We start from the raw sequence: 20508 nt of genomic DNA, 5'->3' as shown, positions 1-20508 counted from the left end.
AAGAAATATGAAGCTGCAAAATAAGTTAATGCTGGGTTATGTATTGGTGTGCGTTATTCCCTTGTCATTTGTAAGCGCGTTCATATTTCAGCAGTCTGCCAGGGGGCTGGAGGACTCCTCTGAGGAGTTCGCTTCGCTGTATACGTCGCAGATTCGCACGACTCTAAATGAATTTCTGAAAGAATATGAAGAAGTTACGAAATCCGTTCTCGTTGATAACGATATAATTTACAGTCTCGGTGAGGCCAGGAATCTGCCCTTTGACGAACTGATTGATCAAAGGCTGGCGGTGCAGCGGCTGCTGATGCGGGTGGCCCTGCTCAAATCAGAGATGAGCAGCGTGATGCTGGTCAGCAGGGATAACAGTGTATATCAGTTCAGTAATTCTACCAATAAGATCAATGAGAATGCCCTGCTTGCCCAGAAGTGGTACACCAGGCTTCGTAATTCCAGTGAGACCTTCTTTATTACCGGACTGCATGACCGTTCCTATTATGAGGATAATGGGGAGGGGGCGGTAGTAACTGCAGGCAGAGTGCTGTTCAGCTCAGACGGTGCCTATGCGGGGATGCTGCTGATCGATCTGGATCCGTTTACATTGCTACAGCTCGATCATGAATTCATTCAGGCCCGGGATAAGTACGGTATAAGTGTAGTCATAACAAATCTGCAGCAGCAGATCGTGTACCACTCTGATGCTGCCAGCGGCAGGATCTCCTGGAAGCAGGTGCTTGATTCAGGCCAGGAGTACATTCAGGATAAGAAAGATAAGAATCACATCGTACTGCTAAGCAGCACATCGCAGGGAGAGCTCTTTATCAAGACCGAAATACCCCGCTCAAAGCTGCTGAAGAAAATTAATCAGATCAAGGGCATGACGGTCATCGTTATTCTGATGAGCTGTCTGATTATTACGCTCTTCTCCTTCGGTTTAAGCTATACGATTACGAAGCCGATCAAGGCACTCCGCAGAAGCATGAAGCAGGCAGAGGTCGGGCAGTATCTCGCTATCGAGAAAGAGCAGACGGGTGACGAGATCGGAAGCCTCGTACACAGCTATAACAAAATGATTATAACCATCCGCACGCTGATCGAGGACGTATATATCGGGGAGATCAAACAGCGGCAGGCCAAATTTATTGCGCTGCAGAATCAGATCAATCCCCATATGCTCTACAATACCCTGGAATCCATCCGGATGAAGGCACTGGTTAAGGATGATGACGAGACGGCAGACATGATAAAAATTCTGGCACGCATGTTCCGGCTGACCTTAAATAAAGAAGGCAGGCTGCATTCGGTAAAGCATGAGCTGGAATACACTGCAAATTACCTGCAGCTCCAGAATATCCGGTTCGATAACTCCTTCCGGCTTGAGCTTAACCTGCCTGATGAAATGCTTGAGTGCAGCATCATTCCCCTGGTATTCCAGCCGATCGTTGAGAATAGCATCAACCATGGATTTGAAGACTACAGCCGGATCATGACCATTACTATTGAGGGCCGCTGGACGGAGCAGGGAGAGATGTTATTCCGGATAACAGATGACGGTGCCGGGATGAGTCTGGACAAGCGAGCCCAGCTTCTTGCCGCCCTAGATGGAGCAGAATCGCATAAGTATAAGCTGGAGGATGTGAATGAACAGCCGGAGAAGGGGCTTGGCCTGCAAAATATCGCAGAACGCATCAAGCTGCATTACGGAGACAGATATTATCTGACGATTGTTGCCGGAATACAGGATGGAACGTCCATTGAAATCCTGATTCCGAGCAGCGGGAGGGACCAGGGATGAGAATTGCTTTGATTGATGATGAGAAAGGCATTGTGGAGGGCATTAAAAAGATTATCGGCCGCTATCTTCCGGAATGCAGGGTTGTCGGCGCAGCATACAACGGGCTGGAAGGCTTCGACCTGATTCAGAGGCTGCAGCCTGATATTGTGATTACAGACATCCGTATGCCTATGGCGGATGGTCTGGATATGATCCAAATGGCAAATGAAGCAGGTGTGAAAACAAAGTTTATCCTGTTAAGCGGGTATGCCGATTTTGAGTATGCGAGAAGAGGAATGAAGCTGGGTGTGCAATTCTACATCAACAAGCCGGTTGAAGAGGAGGAGCTGCGCAGCAGCGTGATCCAGGTCATGGAGACGATCCGTGCTGACCGGATCAGACTGCAGAAGCTGGATGAATTGAAGCACGAAGTCAGCAGCCGTATTCAGGAGGAGACGCTGCGTGACATTATCGATATCGGACCCGAACACACTGAGCTGGTGGAGGAGCTGCTGCGGGAGGCGCAAATCCCTACCTCAGGCATCTGGTTCAATTCGGTTCTGCTTGATATCGGCGGCGGCACCGAGCAGCTTAAGGAAATTGGCTTTCAGCCGCTCTTCCGGCAGATCGACCTGACCTTAAGGCATTACCACAAAGTCTACCGCTTCCGCTACTTCGGGCCGCAGATAGCAATAGTAATTGCCCATAACAGTACCCTTCCTTACGTGCGGCTGCTCCATGCGGTGCAGGGCCTGAAGCAGGCTTTGGACCGTGAACTGAAGCTTCCTGTCAGTATTGGTATCGGTACTATGTATAAGCGGGCTTCGGGGATCAGCCAATCCTTCGAAGAGGCGCGGAATGCACTAAGCTATAAGGTGATCAAGGGAGGAGACCCGGTCATCTCCTACAGTGAAATTATGCAGCTAACCGGCCGCAGCCAGCCGGTTCCCGAAGAGCAGATCATCCGGCTGGAAGAGGCGCTGGACAACATGAATGAGGAGGAATGTGTAGCCATTATCAGGGAAATGTTCCGGGGGGTGACAGCCGAACCGGGGATGAATCCGGCGGAGCTGCAGCAGTGGTGCCTGAGCATCCTGCTGTCCAGCATCCGCAAGCTTTCCTTTCAGCAGCTGCAGCAAAACGAGCGGGTAGGCAGGCATATTCTGTCGCTGGAGGGTATCTCGCGGTTTCAGACAATGGAGGTTCTGGAGGAGTGGATGATCCAGGTCATCCGGGGAGTTATTCATTTCAAGCAGGAGCATAATCTGTCCCAGAAAAAAGACATCATCTCTGAAATTAAAACGTATGTATCCAAGCATTTCAATGAGCAGATCAGTCTTGCCGATCTGGCAGCGAGGTTCTTTATCAGCCCCTATTATTTAAGCCAGCTGTTCAAACGGAAGACGGGGGATAATTATCTCAATTTCCTGACCCAGATACGGATCGATAAGGCAAAGGAGCTGCTGGAGAATACCGACCTGAAGGTCTATGAAGTCTGTCAGATGGTCGGGTATTCGGATACCCAGCATTTTGCCAGAATGTTCGAGAAGCTGACAGGCTGCAAGCCCAGAGAATTCCGCCGGAATCTGCCCAATGGCTGATTGCGGGCAAAACCACTCCTTTCAGGGGTGGTTTTTATGTTAAAAATAGCATGTTTAAACTTAAAAATGCCCAATTGTAGAGAGATACGGCTGAATATATCATTTTCATTGTAAGCGGATTCACAAAACAGTCTGTTGAGGGGGAAGAACATGAAATTTAAAAAGATCGGCTTGATGCTTGCAGTGAGTGCCCTTGCCATTACAACGGTAACCGGCTGCGGCGGTAATAACAACAACGGAAATGCCGCGGCTAACCAGAACCAGAGCCAGAGCGGGAATCAGAACCAGAGTGCAGCCGGGGACGAGGTTGTTGACATCGAAGTCTGGGGTACCAACATCGGCTACAAGCCGATAGAGAAGGGAAGCAAGCTGTATGAATTCTACAAGGAAAAGCTTGGCGTTGGCGTCATTCACCCGTATGTGGAGTGGAACGGGGGCACGAATTATCTTAACCAGCTGAACCTGAAGATTGCCGCCAACGAAATGCCGGATCTGTTCCTGCCGCAGCAGGGGCTGGAGGACAGTCTGGCGAAAAACGGTGCGCTTGCCGATCTGACAGATCTGCTGCCTAAATATGCGCCGAACCTGTGGAACGCCATCCCGCAGGACATGTGGGATATCGTCAAGGCCAATGATCCTACCGGCCAAGGCCGGATTTATTACATCCCGGGAATGGTAGACTACGGAAGATATTCCGCCATGATCCGCCAGGATTGGCTCGATAAGCTGGGGCTGCAAATGCCTACGACACAAGAAGAGTATGTAAAAGTACTGGAAGCCTTCCGGGATGAAGATCCGAACGGCAACGGACAGCAGGATGAGCTGGCTACAGGCGGACGCGAGCAGGCACGCTGGATGGACCATCTCTTCGCGATGTATGGAGTAGCGATGTTCGAAGGCTACCCGGACTGGGACATTTATGACGGTGAGCTGACCTACTCTGCGGTGACTCCGAATATGAAAGCCTCTCTGGAGTTTATGTCCAAGCTGTATAAGGAAGGCCTTCTCGACAAGGAATCGCTGCTGAACACAAAGGACAAATGGGAAGGCAAGATTACATCGGATAAGGTAGGTAATTACTTCCACTGGGTGGAGTCGGGCTATCTGCCTCTGGAAAACTTATTCAAGAATACCGGTGTAAAAGCTAATTTCACAGTATTGCCTGTGCAAAAGGTTGATGGCTATGAAGGCTTCTACACGTGGAAAAGATTCACGCCTCCTGCCTGGGTAGTGAAAAACAACAAGGACGAGAAAAAGCTGATGGCTACCCTGAAGCTGCTCAACAATATGTATGACAAGAAAGTCTGGAAAGACCTGTACCTGGGCGTAGAAGGCATGCACTATACGATGAAAGACGGCAAGGCCACGAAGCTGCCGGATGATAAGAGCACACAGGAAAACCTGATTCTTGATCCGTATTCCAAAATATCCACGCTTGATTTCATGATGGATCTCAATAAGAGTACCGCTTCGGAAGACCGCATGTGGGCAATTGACCAGGTTAACCGCAATATGCAGGAAGCCCAGAAATATGCCAAAGTCATTGCCGGTGACGGTATGCCGGCCAGTGTATATGAAGGTTATCCGGACATCAACAACCGGACGCTTTATGTGGAATATGCCAGCAAGATTATTCTGGGGCAGTATCCGATCAGCAAGTTTGACGAGTTCGTAGAAAAATGGAATAAGTCAGGCGGCGAAGAGGTAACGAAGCGGGCCAGAGAATGGTACGCCAAAATTAAGAAATAGATGCATTAACACTATCATCCGCCCGGCATAGTCTTCTGCCGGGCGGATCTATTTGTCCGGAAAGGAACGTGGAGTGAATGACGTATATATGCAATCCTATGAATATGGAATACAAATACCAGATCGTTGAGATTATGGGGAAGAGAGCTGTCTTCAGGGAAGCCGCCGATCCGACCCTGATTGCCTTTCATGGGGAGTATTACCTGTTCCCTTCGATGACCGCGGGATTTCTGACAAGCGCCGATCTGGCTGCCTGGACCTTCCATCCGCTCCAGGGCGTGCCTGTCTACGACTATGCTCCTGATGTGCGGGCAATCGGGGACTATCTGTATTTCTCTGCTTCCAGCAAATTGCGGAACTGTTCCTTTTATAGAACGAAAGATCCGGTCAACGGGGAATTCGAAGAGATTGAAGGAACGTTTCCCTTCTGGGACCCTAATCTGTTCCAGGATGAGGACGGAAGGCTGTATTTCTACTGGGGCTGCTCCAACGAGACTCCTATTTATGGCGTAGAGCTTAATCCCGCGGATATGAGGCCACTGTCTGAGCCTCTTGCACTGATCTATGGAAATCCCGGGAAGCACGGCTATGAAAGAAAAGGCGAGAATCACCATCCGGACGGAAACGCCCCTTACATTGAGGGGGCCTGGATGGACAAGCATAACGGAACCTACTATCTGCAGTATGCCAGTCCCGGCACGGAGCACAATATTTATTCGGACGGAGTTTACATCTCGGATAAGCCGCTGGGGCCATTCAGACTGGCTGCCAATAATCCTTTCTCCTACAAGCCGGGCGGGTTCATACCGGGAGCCGGACACGGCTCCAACTTGACCGATCATTACGGCAATCTCTGGCATATCTCCTCTATGCGTATCAGCATGAACCATTTATTTGAAAGAAGGCTCGGACTGTGGCCTGCGGGCTTTGACGGGGACGGCAGCTTATTCTGCAACCAGCGATACGGGGACTGGCCGTACAGGCTGGAGCAGAAGCAGATGGACCCCTGGAGCGGACCGGACTGGATGCTGCTCTCCTACAATAAACCGGCTTCAGCTTCTTCCTCTGAGAAGGGTTATGAACCTTCCAGGGCAGCGGATGAAAATGTGCAGACCTGGTGGCGTGCCGGCTCCAGCCGCCCGGGCGAATGGCTGGAGCTGGATCTGGGGCAGGAATGCAGCGTGCATGCGGTACAGATCAATTTTGCGGATGACCGGCTGCAGGTTGATCCTCCCGCCGGAACAGTGCTGCAGGGGAACCGGTTTATCGTCGGGCACCGGCAGTTTACCCGCTGGCTTCTGGAAGGTTCTCTTGACGGCAGAGAATACTTCGTTATTGAGGATAAAACGGAAGCAGCTACGGATTTGCCGCATGATCTGATCGTGCGGGAGGAAGGGATCAGAGCCAGATTTATCAGATGCACCGTGCAGGAGCTGCCTTTCAGCCAGCAGGCCTGCATATCCGGGCTTAGAGTGTTCGGAATGGGCGGGGGACAACTGCCGGAGCAGGCAAGCGGTGTAGTAACTGAGCTTGCAGACCGGCTGGATCTGTCCGTTAGCTGGGATCAGGGTGAGGCCACGGGATACAACGTGCTCTGGGGATATGCTGCGGACAAGCTCTATCACAGCCAGATGGTATTCGGCTGCAGCCGGGTAATGATCAGGGCATTAATGGAGGGTCAGCCGGTATACGTGAGGGTTGATACTTTCAATGAGGCCGGAATCACCGAAGGGCGGGTATGCCGGGCGGTTTAGCTCCAGGAGTCCGGGCCTGTGATTGTATTGAAAATGACCCGGTAGGAACTTAAAAACGCCCGATTGAGACCCCGCCGGACTGAGCATATAGTTACATTGTAAACGAATTCAACAACAAGATATTGGGGGGGACACTTTGAAATCTATTGCATCTCATCAAATGAAGGTATACTGGCCGCTGTATGTGATGGCGATTCCGGGAATGATATTTCTCATCGTTTTTAAATTTATTCCGCTGGCCGGCGCTGTAATCGCCTTCAAAGACTATTCCGTATTCCGCGGATTTATTGACAGCCCGTGGGTAGGGTTCAAGCATTTCGAGACTCTGCTGCAGCACCCGGACTTCCTGAGAGTATTCAGCAACACACTGCTGCTGGGATTATTCAAGCTTACGATTGTTTTTCCGGTTCCTGTGCTGCTGGCACTGATGATCAATGAAATCCGGAAATCGGCGCTGAAGAAAGGCATTCAGACGGCCCTGTATATTCCGCACTTCTTATCCTGGGTTATCGTAGGCGGTATTCTGTTCGATTTCTTCTCCTTAAGCGGAATGTTCAACATTATCCTTGGATGGTTTGGTGCCGAACCTGTTCTGGCGATGCAAGAAAGCGCATACTTCAGACCGATTTACGTACTGGCGTCCATCTGGAAGGATGCAGGCTGGGGAACCGTGGTCTATATGGCGGCTATCAGTGCGATTGACCCGCAGCTCTATGAATCAGCGATGATCGACGGCGCCTCAAGATTCCGGCAGATCCGGCATATTACTTTCCCGATCCTGCTGCCTACCGTGCTTGTGCTGTTCCTGCTCGATATCGGGAATTTCCTCGATCTCGGCTTTGATCAGGTCTATAACCTCTTGACGCCGATGACCTACAATGTAGGGGATATCCTGGATACGTACGTATTCCGAACAGGGATACAGCAGGGCCAGTACAGCTTCGCAACCGCAGTCGGACTGTTCCAATCCGTAATTGGCTTTATAATGGTCTATACATTCAACAAGTTGTCCAATAAGGTTTCCGATGGGGGGCTCTGGTAGTATGCTTGCATCAAAAAGCGAAAAAACATTCGGAGCAGTCATTACCGGCTTGCTCATCCTGTTCTCCATTGTAGCGCTCATACCGCTTCTGTCAGTCATTTCAACTTCCTTAAGCTCTAAGAGCGCCGTAGATATGAACCTGGTCACGCTGTGGCCCAAGCAATTTACATTTGACTCCTGGAAGTACATTGTTGACCGTCCGGATCTGTGGAAATCATTCTTTCTGACACTCAGCACCACGCTGATCGGAACCATACTGGCGCTTCTGATGACAGCCTTGTTCGCTTACCCGCTGTCCAAGCCGGAGTTCCGCTGGGGCTCGGTCATCATGATGGCTGTCGTTGTCGCCATGATTTTCAAAGCGCCGATTGTCCCCTACTTCCTGACGGTGCGCGGGATCGGCCTGTACGATAATCCGCTGGTGCTGATCGTGCCGCATATCCTGAATCCGTTCAATCTGATCATCATGAGAACCTTCTTCAAGCAGTTCTCCAAGGAGCTTGAGGAAGCTGCCTTTCTGGAGGGCTGTGGATACTTCCGGATGCTCTTCCAGTTCGTGCTTCCGCTGTCCAAGGCCGTGCTGGCGACGCTTGCCCTATTCTACGGGGTGGTGCTGTGGAATCAGTTCCAGCATCCGCTGTTCTTCCTGCAGGATACCAACTGGTTCCCGCTGCAGATCAAAATCCGCCAATTCATTACCGACGACAGCGTTATTATGTCAGGTGCTGCATCAACAGCCCAGCTGAACTACAATGAGCGCACGTTAAGAGCGGCAACAGTAATCTTTGCAATTGTTCCGATTGTTGTGGTATATCCATTCCTGCAGAAGTATTTTGTTAAAGGAGCCATGATCGGTTCGGTTAAAGGTTAAGAATCTATACACATCATAGGGGGCAAATATATGCAATTTAGAAAAAGCGGCCTGCTGTTGGCTGCCGGTGTACTTGCAGTAACTGCATTGACAGGCTGCAGCGGCAACAACGATTCCCAGGGCTCACCAGCTGCTCCCCAGAGCCAGAACGCCGCTGAGGCGGGCATTGTTGATCTTGAGGTATGGGGCACAAACATCGGCTATCAGCCGGTCACCAAAGGCAGCAAGCTGTACGAATTTTATAAGGAAAAGCTGGGTGTTGGTGTCATCAACCCGTATGTGGAGTGGAACGGGGGAACCAATTACCTCAATCAGCTGAACCTGAAGATTGCCGCTAATGAAATGCCGGACCTGTTCGTACCCCAGCAGGGGCTTGAAGACAGCCTGGCGAAAAATGGTGCGATTGCTGATCTGACGGAGCTGCTGCCTGAATATGCGCCGAACGTATGGAAGGTCATTCCGGAGGAGATCTGGAACGTGGTGAAGGCGAACGACCCTACAGGTCAGGGAAGAATTTATTATATTCCCAATGTGGTCGAATACGGCAGATATGCCGGTCTGATCCGCCAGGACTGGCTCGATAAGCTGGGGCTGAAAATGCCCAAAACCCAGGATGAATATGTGAAGGTGCTGGAGGCTTTCCGGGACCAGGATCCGAACGGAAATGGCCAGAAGGACGAAATACCGACCGGCGGCCGGGAGCAGGCGCGCTGGATGGACCATCTGTTCGCGATGTATGGCGTAGCGATGTTTGAGGGCTATCCGGAGTGGGATATGTACGATGGTGAGCTGACTTATTCTGCGGTAACCCCGAATATGAGAGCGGCCTTGGAGTTTATTGCTAAGCTGTACAAGCAAGGGCTAATCGACAAAGAGTCCCTGCTGAACAGCAAGGACAAGTGGGACGGGAAAATTCAGGCGGACAAAGTCGGTAATTACTTCCACTGGGTGGAGCAGGGTAACCTGATTTTCGAGAATATGTATAAGAACACCGGCGTTAAGGCTGAATTCTCCGTCCTACCTATACCTGAAGTTAAGGGCTATAAGGGCTTCTATACAATGAAGAAAATTGCCTCTCCTCTGTGGGTCCTCAAAAATAATAAGGATGAAGAGAAGCTGATGGCCACGCTTAAGCTGCTTAACAATATGTACGATAAGAACAACTGGAAAGATCTTTTCCTGGGTGTGGAAGGCATGCACTATACCATGAAGGACGGCAAAGCCGTTAAGCTTCCGGATGACAAGAGCACGCAGGAGAACCAGATTCTTAATCCGGCTACAAGCGTATCCACCCTGGATTTTACCATAGATCTTTTTAACAGCACGGTATCGGAGGACAGCAAGTGGGCGATTGACCAGGTTACCCGGAATATGCAGGACGCCCAGCAGTATGCCAAAGTCATTGCCGGTGACGGGATGCCGGCCAGTGTATATGACGGCTACCCGGATATTAATAACCGGACGCTTTACGCCGAATATGCCTCCAAAATTATAATCGGGCAGTATCCGATCGAGAAGTTTGATGAATTTGTAGAGAAATGGAACAAATCGGGCGGCGAAGAGGTTACGAAGCGCGCCAGAGAATGGTACAGCAAGGTGCAGCAGTAATAGTACGGATATCCGCCCGGTCCGATTGCAGGCCGGGCGGATATTGTAATCCGGGCTATCGGGAAGCAAAAGTACAAAAAGAATCAGATCATGCAGGAGGTAATTATGAGCAGTCGTGTAACGGAAGTGCTGCAAGGCCGGGAGGACAATTATATTCTTCCTTTTCTCTGGCAGCATGGGGAGGAAGAAGCGGTAATCCGCGAAGAGATGGCCCGTGTCCATGAATCCGGAATCGGGGCGGTATGCATAGAAGCCCGGCCCCATCCTGATTTTCTCGGGCCGAAGTGGTGGATGGATATGGATATTATTATGGATGAGGCCCGGAAGCGCGGGATGAAGGTATGGCTGCTGGATGATGATCACTTTCCGACAGGCCATGCAGCGGGAAAGGTGAAGGAGGCACCGGAAGAGCTTCACCGCAGGTTTTTGGGCGAGCGCTACATTGATACGCTTGGACCTGCCCCGGGGGCATCGCTGCTGGTAGATACGCTGCTGATGACCGGACTCCGGCCGACCATCTCCCTGAGAGACAATGCAAGCGGCAAAAACAAGCTGATCTCCGTTACTGCGGTCCGTCGCGATCCATCCGGTGGAGCACTGATTGGTGAATCCGTTGACCTCACGGGACTCGTAAATGAAGGTGTCTTGTACTGGGACATCCCGGAAGGGTATTGGCGGGTATTTGTGATTTCGGAGGATAAGCAGGGCGGCAGCGAGAAGCAGGAGGATTATCTGAACCCGCTGGACCGTGATTCCGTCCGGATTCTGCTCGATACGGTTTACGAGGCGGTCTATGATCGCTATAAGGCAGATTTCGGGCATACCTTTGCGGGCTTCTTCTCGGATGAACCGGGCTTTTATAACGACAAGACGACGTTTGACTTCAATTCCAGGCCCGGCAAAGCAGGAGTGTCGCTCCCCTGGAGCAGTGAAATGCCTGCCTTGCTTGCGCAGTCTTTGGGTGAAGACTATCGTAAGCACCTGTATCTGCTCTGGCATGATGCGGAAGAGCAGTCGGGCCGTATCCGATATGCCTATATGAATATTGTCAGCAAGCTGTACGCAGAGAACTTCTGCAGCCAGCTCGGAGAGTGGTGCAGAGCCCGCGGGGTCGAGTACATCGGACATGTGCTTGAAGACAACAACGTCCATGCCAGACTCGGCCCGGGAGCAGGACACTTCTTCCGTTCCATGTGGGGACAGGATATGTCAGGCCTGGATGTAGTCCTGTGGCAGATTGTCCCAGGCTTCGATGAGCTGTCTTTCCGCTCTGCTTCAGGAGTAACAGACAGTGAATTCTTCCACTACGGCCTTGCTAAGCTTGGAGTATCGCTCGGCCATATCGATCCGAAAAAACAGGGACGGACGATGTGCGAGGTGTACGGAGCTTACGGCTGGACCGAAGGACTCAAGCTGATGAAGTGGCTTACTGACCATATGCTGGTCCGCGGCGTGAACCGGTTTGTTCCGCATGCCTTTACCCAGAAGGATTTTCCGGACCCGGATTGCGGGCCGCATATGTATGCGGGCGGGAAAAACCCGCAGTTCCGCTATTATGGTTATCTCAACCGGTACATTAACCGGATCAGCCATCTGATCTCCGGCGGAAGACATGTGGCGACCGCAGCCGTTCTGTACCATGCGGAAGCCGAGTGGTCAGGAGAAGCGATGTATTTTCACAAACCGGTAAAGCAATTAATGCAGCATCAAATTGACTGTGAGGTGCTTCCCGTTGATGCTCTGCAGGATGCAGCCGTGGTCAAGGATAATAAGCTGTATGTTAACCTTGAGAATTATAGCTGTCTCATAATCCCGTATGCAGAAGCACTTCCGGCAGAGATGATGCGGCGTCTGGCTGATTTTGCCGGGCAGGGAATGCCTGTGTATTTTGTAGACGGACTGCCGGTACGTTCCAGTGAAGGGATAGATATTTCAGCTGAGCTGCTATCGCTTTCCGCCGATCCGAATGTGAGGCTTACCGGATTAAGCGTGCTTGCTGATGATCTTATTGCAGACGGGTATTATGAGGTCAAGGCGGACGGGTACGAGCCGTATCTGCGCAATTATCACTATGTCCATGAAGATGCAGAGGTGTTTATGTTTTTCAATGAAAGCCCGCATCAGGTCATCTCGGCCAAGCTTACGCTGCCGTTTGAGGGGGAGGGCGGAATCTATGCCTATGATGCGTTCCTTAACAAGGTTGCCTTATTGGAGGCGGCCGTTGCACCCGGGTCTAAAACAGTAGAGCTTGTACTTCATCCTTATGAATCCATTGTGCTGCTCCACGGTGCTGCGCTTACAGATTATCCTGCAGAGCGGCAGTGGACGGAGGACGGGTCGGAACTTGAACTGCAAGGGGAGTGGACTGTAGCGACTGCAGCTGCAGAGTCCTACCCTAACTTTGCTGCGCCGGTGACATTAACAACATTGCAAAATATGAGCGGACCGGAGCTGCTACCGGACTTCTCCGGCACTTTCCGCTATGAGACGGAATTCGACTGGGGCCATTCCTGTGATAAGGTGCTGCTTAAACTGGGAGAAGTCTATGAGACGGCGGAAGTGTGGATCAACGGCAACCATGCTGGCGTTAGCCTCTGCCCACCGTACCGGATGGAAGTCACGGGTGTAGTCCGGAAAGGAACGAACCGCCTCGTTATTGAGGTTACCAATACGCTCGCCAAAGACCAGCAGGATTTCCTGTCCTCCTTCGCGCAGCAGGAGCCAAGCGGGCTTATCGGTCCGGTGACCTTAACTCCGGTGCGGCGTCTGGAGGAGAAGGCTTAGAGATGAACACCATTACTAATCCTGTACTGCGAGGATTTAACCCCGACCCTTCGATTGTCCGTGTAGAGGACGATTATTATATTGCCACTTCCACCTTTGAATGGTTCCCGGGCGTGCAGATTCACCATTCCAGGGATCTGGTCCACTGGAGGCTGCTGAAGCGGCCGCTGGACCGGGTATCCCAGCTTGATATGCGGGGTAACGGAGACTCCGACGGGGTATGGGCGCCCTGCCTGACCTATGACAACGGACTGTTCTATTTAATTTATACCGACGTGAAGTCCCATAAGGGTGCATTTAAGGATACCCATAATTATCTGGTGACCGCAAAGAACATAGAAGGACCGTGGTCGGAACCGGTCTATCTCAACAGCAGCGGATTCGATCCGTCCATGTTTCATGATGAAGACGGCCGGAAATGGCTGCTCAATATGCGATGGGACTTCCGCAAGGGGAAGAACAAATTCGGGGGTATCGTTATTCAGGAATACTCGCAGGCGGAAGGACGGCTGATGGGTCCGGTCACAACGATTTTTGAAGGCACTGAAATCGGCTTTACAGAAGGCCCGCATGTGTATAAGCACAACGGTTATTATTACCTGCTTACAGCGGAAGGCGGAACGAGGTACAAGCATGCTGTTACTGTGGCCCGCTCTGCTTCCTTGCTGGGTCCTTACGAGATTGATCCCCGTAATCCGATGCTGACCAGCAGCGGTAGTCCGGAGCTGATGCTTCAAAAGGCGGGTCACGGGTCACTTGTTGAAACGGAGTCCGGTGAATGGTATATGGCTCATCTGTGCGCAAGACCTGTGGACGGATTCCATTGTATTCTGGGCCGGGAGACCGCACTGCAAAAGTGTTACTGGGACGAAGAGGGCTGGCTCCGGCTGGAAGGGGGCGGGTATGCCCCGTCTGCTGAGGTGCAGGCTCCGCAACTGCCGCTTCATCCGTTTGAGCCGGAGCCGGAGAGGGATGATTTTGAGGAAGCGCTGCTGGGCAATCCTTGGAATACGCTACGGCTTCCTCCGGACCCGGACTGGCTCTCACTGCGTGAGCGGCCAGGCTTCCTGCGACTGGCAGGAAGGGAATCCTTGAGCTCCTGCCACAGGCAGAGCCTGGTTGCCCGCCGGCAGCAGGCGTTCCGCTTTGAAGCGGAGACAGTAATTGAGTTCGAACCGGAGAGCTTCCAGCAGATGGCCGGCCTCATTCTCTACTACAACACGGAAGATTATGTATACCTGCGGATCACACATCTTGAGCAGCACGGCAGAGTAATCGGGATTATTCAGTCTGACCGCGGAGTGTATGACGAGCTGCTTGAGGAGGATCTTCCGCTGCCGGCAGATGGTCCGGTCTTTTTGAAGGCTGTAGTTAACCGTGAAGTCCTGCAGTTCTATTATGCCGTTGAAGCTGGCGGCTGGTCTCCTGCTGGCGGGGAGATCAATATTGCCCATCTCTCAGATGAAGCCAAGGAGCCACTGAGATTTACCGGGACGTTTATTGGCATGTGTGTGCAGGATCTGGGAGGAACGCGCAGGCATGCCGACTTTGATTATTTTATCTATAAGGAAATGGAGTGAGCGGATTGTCAATGATACAGTTTCCGGAGGATTTTCTATGGGGGGCAGCTACGGCAGCCTATCAGATCGAAGGAGCCTGGAACCAGGGGGGGCGCGGCCTCTCAATCTGGGATACGTATTCGCATACGCCAGGCAAGATCCGTAACGGCGACAACGGGGATACTGCCTGTGACAGCTACCACCGCTATGAAGAAGATATCGCTTATATGAAAGAGCTGGGGCTGCGCACTTACCGGTTCTCTATAGCCTGGTCCAGAATTTTCCCGGACGGGACGGGAGCGGTTAATGAAGAGGGCTTAGATTACTATCACCGTCTGGTAGATGAGCTGCTGGAGAACGGAATCGAACCGTTCTGTACCCTGTATCATTGGGATCTTCCGCAGGCCCTTCAGGATACGGGCGGCTGGAAGAACCGTAACACCATCGATGCCTTTGTCGGGTACGCAGAGACGATGTTCAAGGCCTTCCAGGGAAAGATCAAGTTCTGGACCACCTTCAATGAGCCATGGTGCGTATCTTTTAAGGCCCACTATATCGGTGATCTGGCTCCCGGTGAACAGAACCTGCAGAGCGCGCTTGATGTAGCCCATCACCTGATGCTTGCGCACGGCAGAACCGTGAAGCTGTTCCGGCAGTCGGGGGTTCCCGGGCAGATCGGCTATGCTCCGAATGTTAGCTGGCGGGAACCGTTCAGCTCCCGGCAGGAGGATATTGATGCTTGCCGCCGCAGAATAGGCTGGATGGTGGAATGGTTTCTGGACCCTCTTTTCAAAGGGGAGTATCCTGAGTTCATGACAGCAGCTTTCGCGGCCATGGGGGCTGAAGTCAGGGTTGAACCAGGCGATATGGAGGATATTCGGCAGCCGGTTGATTTTCTGGGCATCAATTATTACACGGGGTCACTGGGGCTCTATAAGCAGGATCACGGCTTGTTCGGGCTTGAAGATATCGACGAAGGTTATGAACGGACAGATTTCAACTGGCCGATTTATCCTCACGGTTTATACAAGGTGCTGGTACATGTCAAGGATCGCTACGGTCCGGTGCCCATTTATATTACGGAAAACGGAGCCTGCTATGACGGTGATCCGGTGGAGGGAAGGGTTCAGGATGTGAAGCGAATCAAATATCTGAGCCAGCATCTCCTTCAGCTGAAGCGGGCTATGGAAGACGGGGTTACGGTGAAGGGCTATATGACTTGGTCACTGCTGGACAATTTCGAGTGGGCGGATGGCTACAGCAGGCGCTTTGGACTGATCCATGTGGATTTCAATACACTGAAGCGGACACCTAAAGACAGCTTTTACTGGTATAAAAAAGTGATTGGCAACGGGTGGATCGAGACTTAAAGTGGGACATACGTAACCTCTATTTGAAGAAGTACATGGTATATCGTTGTAGTGGCGCTGACAGAGGAGGACATCGCCTTTACGCTGGAGGTGGCCGATGATGCCTTCCGGGCCGTGAAGAAAATGCACCCGGAGCTGGAAGGCGTGTCTTCATAAGGCGGAGAGCTTAAGCCAAAAACGGCAGCTGGGAACATGTTGAATGTTCCCTGGCTGCCGTTTATTTTTCTATATATCAATCCAGCAACTGTCTTATTCTCCCGCTGCCTTATACTCGAAATAATCAAAATACGCCTTCTTAGCTTGCTGGTCCAAGTCCTGCGCGCATAATGCGGCGTAGGAGCCGGTGAAGCCGAGCTTACCGCCGTATTCATCCGATAGCGTCCCGAAATCAAGCGGTGTGCACATAGCTGTCCATGCTTCCCCGTCCGGAGAAGCATAGAACAGGATGTCCCGGCCATTGATCTCGGCCTTCAGATAGTAGCGCTCCCAGTCCTTCACGGAGATTTGCATCGAAGAGATTTCAGCATATTTCCCCGCTCTGCACATCACGACACCCAAGGCGACCCCTCTGATCTCATCCGCCGTTACCCGCAGATAGTAATAATCGCTATCGTCATAATAGAGCACCAGTCCGGCCATTTGCAGGAAGCTGTCAGGCTTGAATTCGAGACAGGTAGATATAGTGCAGGCAAAGTGACGGATCGGGCGGCCGATCATACTCTGGTCGTGCAGCGAAGCCAGGGATTCCCGTCCGGTCAGACGCAGGTAGCCCGGGCGGTCCGTCAGGCTAACCCAAGACGGATCAAAAGGGACGCGAAGACTCTGATACGGAAAACCCAGCTCCCCGTAATCAAAATCATCCCGCTCCGGCAGTGGCTCGAACGGGTGCGGCGGCAAATCCGGCGCATCCGCCGTAAGCGCGGGCAGCTTGCCGCCATGGGCCAGGTGTAGCCAGCCGTCGGCGGTCCATACGCAGCGCTGAATGGCGGTCTCCCTGCCGAGCGGATTCATGATTCCGGTGCCCGGAATCGGGCGTGTGCACAGATGAGCCATATACCATTCGCCAGCCTGTGTCTCCACCAGCGAGCCATGGCCTGCCTGCTGGAAGGCAAAGGTCAGATCATGCGCTGTAGTCATAACCGGATAATCCGGGTCAGTCTCGTAAGGGCCGGTCAGGCTGCGGCTTCGCGCCAGCGTAACCATATGGTTGACCCCGGTGCCGCCTTCAGCCACAAGGAGGTAGTAATAACCGTTACGCTTATAAAGCTGCGGTCCTTCCGTAACACCTGTCGGAGTACCTGTATAAATCTCATGAACCGGACCGGTCAGCCTGCCGGCGGCGGGATCATATTCCTGCATAATAATCCCTGAGAAACTGCTGTGCTGCTGGCGGAAATCCCACCGCATATTCAGCAGCCACTTACGCCCGTCCTCATCATGAAACAGAAACGGATCAAATCCGCTGCCGTTTAACCGGACCGGTGCACTCCATGAGCCCATAATATCGGCTGCGGTAATCAGATAGTTATGCAGGTCCTTGTATACGCTTTTGCGGGATTTCACATCGGTAAACAGCAAATAATACAGGCCGTTATCATAGGACAGCGCCGGAGCCCAAATCGAGCCGGAGCTGGCGTTGCCGCGCAGATCAACTTGAGAGGACTCTGTCAGAACCCGGGTAAGGGAATGCCAATGAACCAGATCGCGGGAATGGTGAATCTCTACGCCCGGAAACCATTCAAAGGTGGAAGTGGCAATATAATAATCATCCCCTACCCGTATAAAAGACGGATCGGGATGAAATCCGGTCACCACCGGATTGACAATCTGTTGCGCCATACGATAAAAACCTCCTGGGATTATAGGGTGGACAGTGGTGTGCATTACAATAGACGCGCTGAATGTACCTCTTTCATTGTATCGCCTGCCCAAACGGAAAGTTATAATCGATTGCGCTAAAATATTGATATCTTGTCATGATGAAAGATGAGTAAGGCAATGGAGAGCTATGATGTTTTTTTCCTTTTGTAGATGAAACAACAAAAAATCAACATTTTATCATAATTCATTATAACTTTTGGGATGCGGCACAAAGCTATAATAGGGGCATATCAAGCGTATTTACGTAGAATTCATTTGGAAAGTGGGAGTATAATGCTGCAATTACAAAATAACGACCAGACTTGGCTGCAGGAGGTTGTTGCAAAAATTACACACAAGATGGATGTGGTCAGTGAGCGGTCCCGAAATAAAATTCCTTATACTGCAGTTAACGGAGTACATGATGACCGGTCAGAGGCTAATCCATCCCGGATGGACACTGACGGCATCTGCTGGTGGACCAACGGATTCTGGGGCGGCATGCAGTGGCTGATGTATCACGAGACGGGGAATCAGAAGTACCGGGAGATCGCCAATATTTCAGAAGATAAGCTGGATGAATGCTTTCAGCAGTACAACGGACTTCATCATGATGTAGGGTTTATGTGGCTCCCGACCAGTGTAGCTAATTACAAGGTGACCGGTAATGCAAAGTCCAGAAGGAGAGCGCTCCATGCCGCCAATCTGCTCGCCGGACGCTTCAATCTGGCTGGACGTTTTATCCGGGCGTGGAATGATTTGGAGGAAGGGGATACCCGCGGCTGGGCGATCATTGACTGTATGTTTAATATTCCGCTGCTCTATTGGGCTTCGGAAGAGACGGGGGATCCAAGGTTTAAGCAGATTGCGATGGCTCATGCCGATACCTCAATGACCTCCTTCGTAAGACTGGACGGCTCGGTGAACCATATTGTTGAATTCGACCCGTTCCATGGCGGAGTGATGAAGACTTACGGCGGACAAGGCTATGAGGATGGCTCTTCCTGGACGAGAGGCCAGACCTGGGCGCTTTACGGTTTCATGATGAGCTACATCCACACGGGCAAAGAAGAGTACCTGCATACGGCCAAACGGATTGCGCATTATTTCATGGCTAATATTCCCGGGAACGGAATAATTCCCATTGACTTCAGACAACCGAAGGAGCCGGCATACGAGGATTCCACCGCTGCAGCAATCGCGGCTTGCGGTCTGATCGAGATTGCCAAGGCTGTCGGCGAGCATGAACAGGCTATATATATCAACGCCGCGCTGAAGCTTCTGCGGACCCTGGATGAATCCCGCAGTGACTGGTCGCTGGACACCGATAATTTCCTGACAGGCGGTTCCGCTGCCTACCATAATCCTAACCGGCATACTCCCATTATTTACGGCGATTATTATTTCATGGAAGCCGTCTTCAAGCTGAAGGGGAACGACCTGTATCTGTGGTAAGGGAGACGGATAAAGGGAAGGCGAATAACCCGAAGAGAATGTGTCCTGCGTTTAACCGGGGCGCATTTTTTTGTTTTGACATGCAGGCAGCCTACCGCTGGCCTGATTGTAGCCCCCGCAGCCGGAAGAGTATAATAGAATATATTTTGTTATGATGGAGGGAACATGAAGCAACTGTTCGAGCCTGTGTTTTTCCCTGACCACAAGTCACTCGTCTGGGATTATCAGATCTATACCGATGACCATTACAAAGGATATTATCACTGGCACCAGTGCTGCGAGGTACTGTTCGTCCATGGCGGACAGGGGAATGTGGTCGTTAATCAGCAGATGTACGAGATTCGTCCCGGGATGCTGTTCTTCTTCCAGCCTTATCAGCTGCACCGGATTTATTCTGAGGTCTCCCGGGAGTCTCCCTTTGTGCGCAGTATCTTTTATATAGATCCGCAGGTTGCCGGGGATCTGCTTAAGGGCTTCCCGAAACGGAGAGCGGTTTTCACTGCCTTATGGCAGAACAACAATCCTTACTGCGGTTTCGACCTAAGCACCCAGGCCCTGGTGCTGGAATCGGCGTATGCCCGTTACAATCTAACCAGAATGAGCTCTGCAGGGGATGACTCTGAAGATATTGCACTGCTGCTGCTGCAGCTGCTGGAATGTATGGGAACCGGAGAGACATCACTGCTAACTTCAGAAGAGCGGCGGAATCTGCATTACTCGGAAAAAATCATGAAATGGATCGAGGAGCACTACCAGGAAGAAGTGAACCTGGACCAGCTGGCGGCCGAGACACATCTGTCGAAATCCTATGTCAGTCGGATTTTTCACCAGGAGACGGGGAGCCGGCTGGTTGATTATCTGACCGCGAGGCGGATCAAGCAGGCCTGCCGTCTGCTCACCACTACGGATCTGCCGGTAGAGCAGATTGGGATCACCGTCGGATTTCCGAACGCCTCGTATTTTAACAAGCTATTCAAAAAAATGCTCGGCACAACACCGCTGAAATACAGGAAAAGTAATGAATGAAACTCCAGCAGCCCATCCAGCAACCCATCCGGTTTCCTGGACGGGCTGTTTTTTGCTG

Annotated in this window: 13 protein-coding genes; 12 read left to right on the top strand and 1 reads right to left on the bottom strand. The window is 51.7% G+C overall.

Annotated elements, in window-relative coordinates:
* Positions 1-7: 7 nt before the first annotated feature.
* The 10 genes from L6H70_RS10300 to L6H70_RS10255 all read left to right on the top strand — a co-directional run bounded on the left by L6H70_RS10300 (position 8) and on the right by L6H70_RS10255 (position 16109).
* Complete coding sequence (locus L6H70_RS10300; RefSeq protein WP_236332503.1) at positions 8-1792, top strand: cache domain-containing sensor histidine kinase; 1785 nt, start codon at positions 8-10, stop codon at positions 1790-1792.
* The gene (locus tag L6H70_RS10295) at positions 1789-3372 is read left to right on the top strand and encodes a helix-turn-helix domain-containing protein (RefSeq protein WP_236332501.1); all 1584 of its coding nucleotides are present in this window, start codon (positions 1789-1791) and stop codon (positions 3370-3372) included. Before L6H70_RS10300 ends, L6H70_RS10295 begins: the two co-directional genes overlap by 4 nt.
* 150 nt (positions 3373-3522) lie before the next feature.
* Complete coding sequence (locus L6H70_RS10290) at positions 3523-5121, top strand: type 2 periplasmic-binding domain-containing protein (protein ID WP_236332500.1); 1599 nt, start codon at positions 3523-3525, stop codon at positions 5119-5121.
* A 98-nt stretch (positions 5122-5219) separates the two neighbouring features.
* A complete protein-coding gene (locus L6H70_RS10285) occupies positions 5220-6875 on the top strand; it encodes a family 43 glycosylhydrolase (protein WP_236332498.1) in 1656 nt (551 codons plus the stop codon).
* A gap of 136 nt (positions 6876-7011) precedes the next feature.
* Complete coding sequence (locus L6H70_RS10280) at positions 7012-7917, top strand: ABC transporter permease (protein ID WP_236332496.1); 906 nt, start codon at positions 7012-7014, stop codon at positions 7915-7917.
* Between the two features lies 1 nt (position 7918).
* On the top strand, positions 7919-8788 hold the full coding sequence (locus L6H70_RS10275; protein WP_236332495.1) for a carbohydrate ABC transporter permease: 870 nt from the start codon (positions 7919-7921) through the stop codon (positions 8786-8788).
* A 30-nt stretch (positions 8789-8818) separates the two neighbouring features.
* On the top strand, positions 8819-10396 hold the full coding sequence (locus L6H70_RS10270) for a type 2 periplasmic-binding domain-containing protein (RefSeq protein ID WP_236332493.1): 1578 nt from the start codon (positions 8819-8821) through the stop codon (positions 10394-10396).
* 105 nt (positions 10397-10501) lie between these two features.
* Positions 10502-13180 (top strand): glycosylhydrolase-like jelly roll fold domain-containing protein, encoded by a 2679-nt coding sequence (locus L6H70_RS10265; protein WP_236332491.1) that lies wholly within the window; start codon positions 10502-10504, stop codon positions 13178-13180.
* Positions 13181-13182: 2 nt separating this feature from the next.
* A complete protein-coding gene (locus tag L6H70_RS10260; protein WP_236332489.1) occupies positions 13183-14760 on the top strand; it encodes a glycoside hydrolase family 43 protein in 1578 nt (525 codons plus the stop codon).
* 5 nt (positions 14761-14765) lie between these two features.
* Positions 14766-16109: a GH1 family beta-glucosidase gene (locus tag L6H70_RS10255; RefSeq protein ID WP_236332487.1), complete on the top strand. Its 1344-nt coding sequence runs from the start codon at positions 14766-14768 to the stop codon at positions 16107-16109.
* Positions 16110-16358: 249 nt separating this feature from the next.
* Here L6H70_RS10255 and L6H70_RS10250 read toward each other — a convergent pair whose 3' ends face one another.
* Positions 16359-17948 (bottom strand): glycoside hydrolase family 43 protein, encoded by a 1590-nt coding sequence (locus L6H70_RS10250; protein WP_236332485.1) that lies wholly within the window; start codon positions 17946-17948, stop codon positions 16359-16361.
* Positions 17949-18263: 315 nt separating this feature from the next.
* Between L6H70_RS10250 and L6H70_RS10245 the strand changes: the two genes are divergently transcribed.
* Positions 18264-19424, top strand: coding sequence for an AGE family epimerase/isomerase (locus L6H70_RS10245; protein WP_236332483.1), 1161 nt, complete (start codon positions 18264-18266; stop codon positions 19422-19424).
* A 165-nt stretch (positions 19425-19589) separates the two neighbouring features.
* Positions 19590-20450, top strand: coding sequence for an AraC family transcriptional regulator (locus L6H70_RS10240; RefSeq protein ID WP_236332482.1), 861 nt, complete (start codon positions 19590-19592; stop codon positions 20448-20450).
* Positions 20451-20508 lie beyond the last annotated feature (58 nt).

Origin of the sequence: Paenibacillus auburnensis (assembly GCF_927798115.1) — a bacterium.
GTDB lineage: Bacteria > Bacillota > Bacilli > Paenibacillales > Paenibacillaceae > Paenibacillus_AQ > Paenibacillus_AQ auburnensis.
The sequence above is the reverse complement of the archived record's forward strand: the minus strand, read 5'-3'. Positions and strand labels throughout refer to the sequence as shown.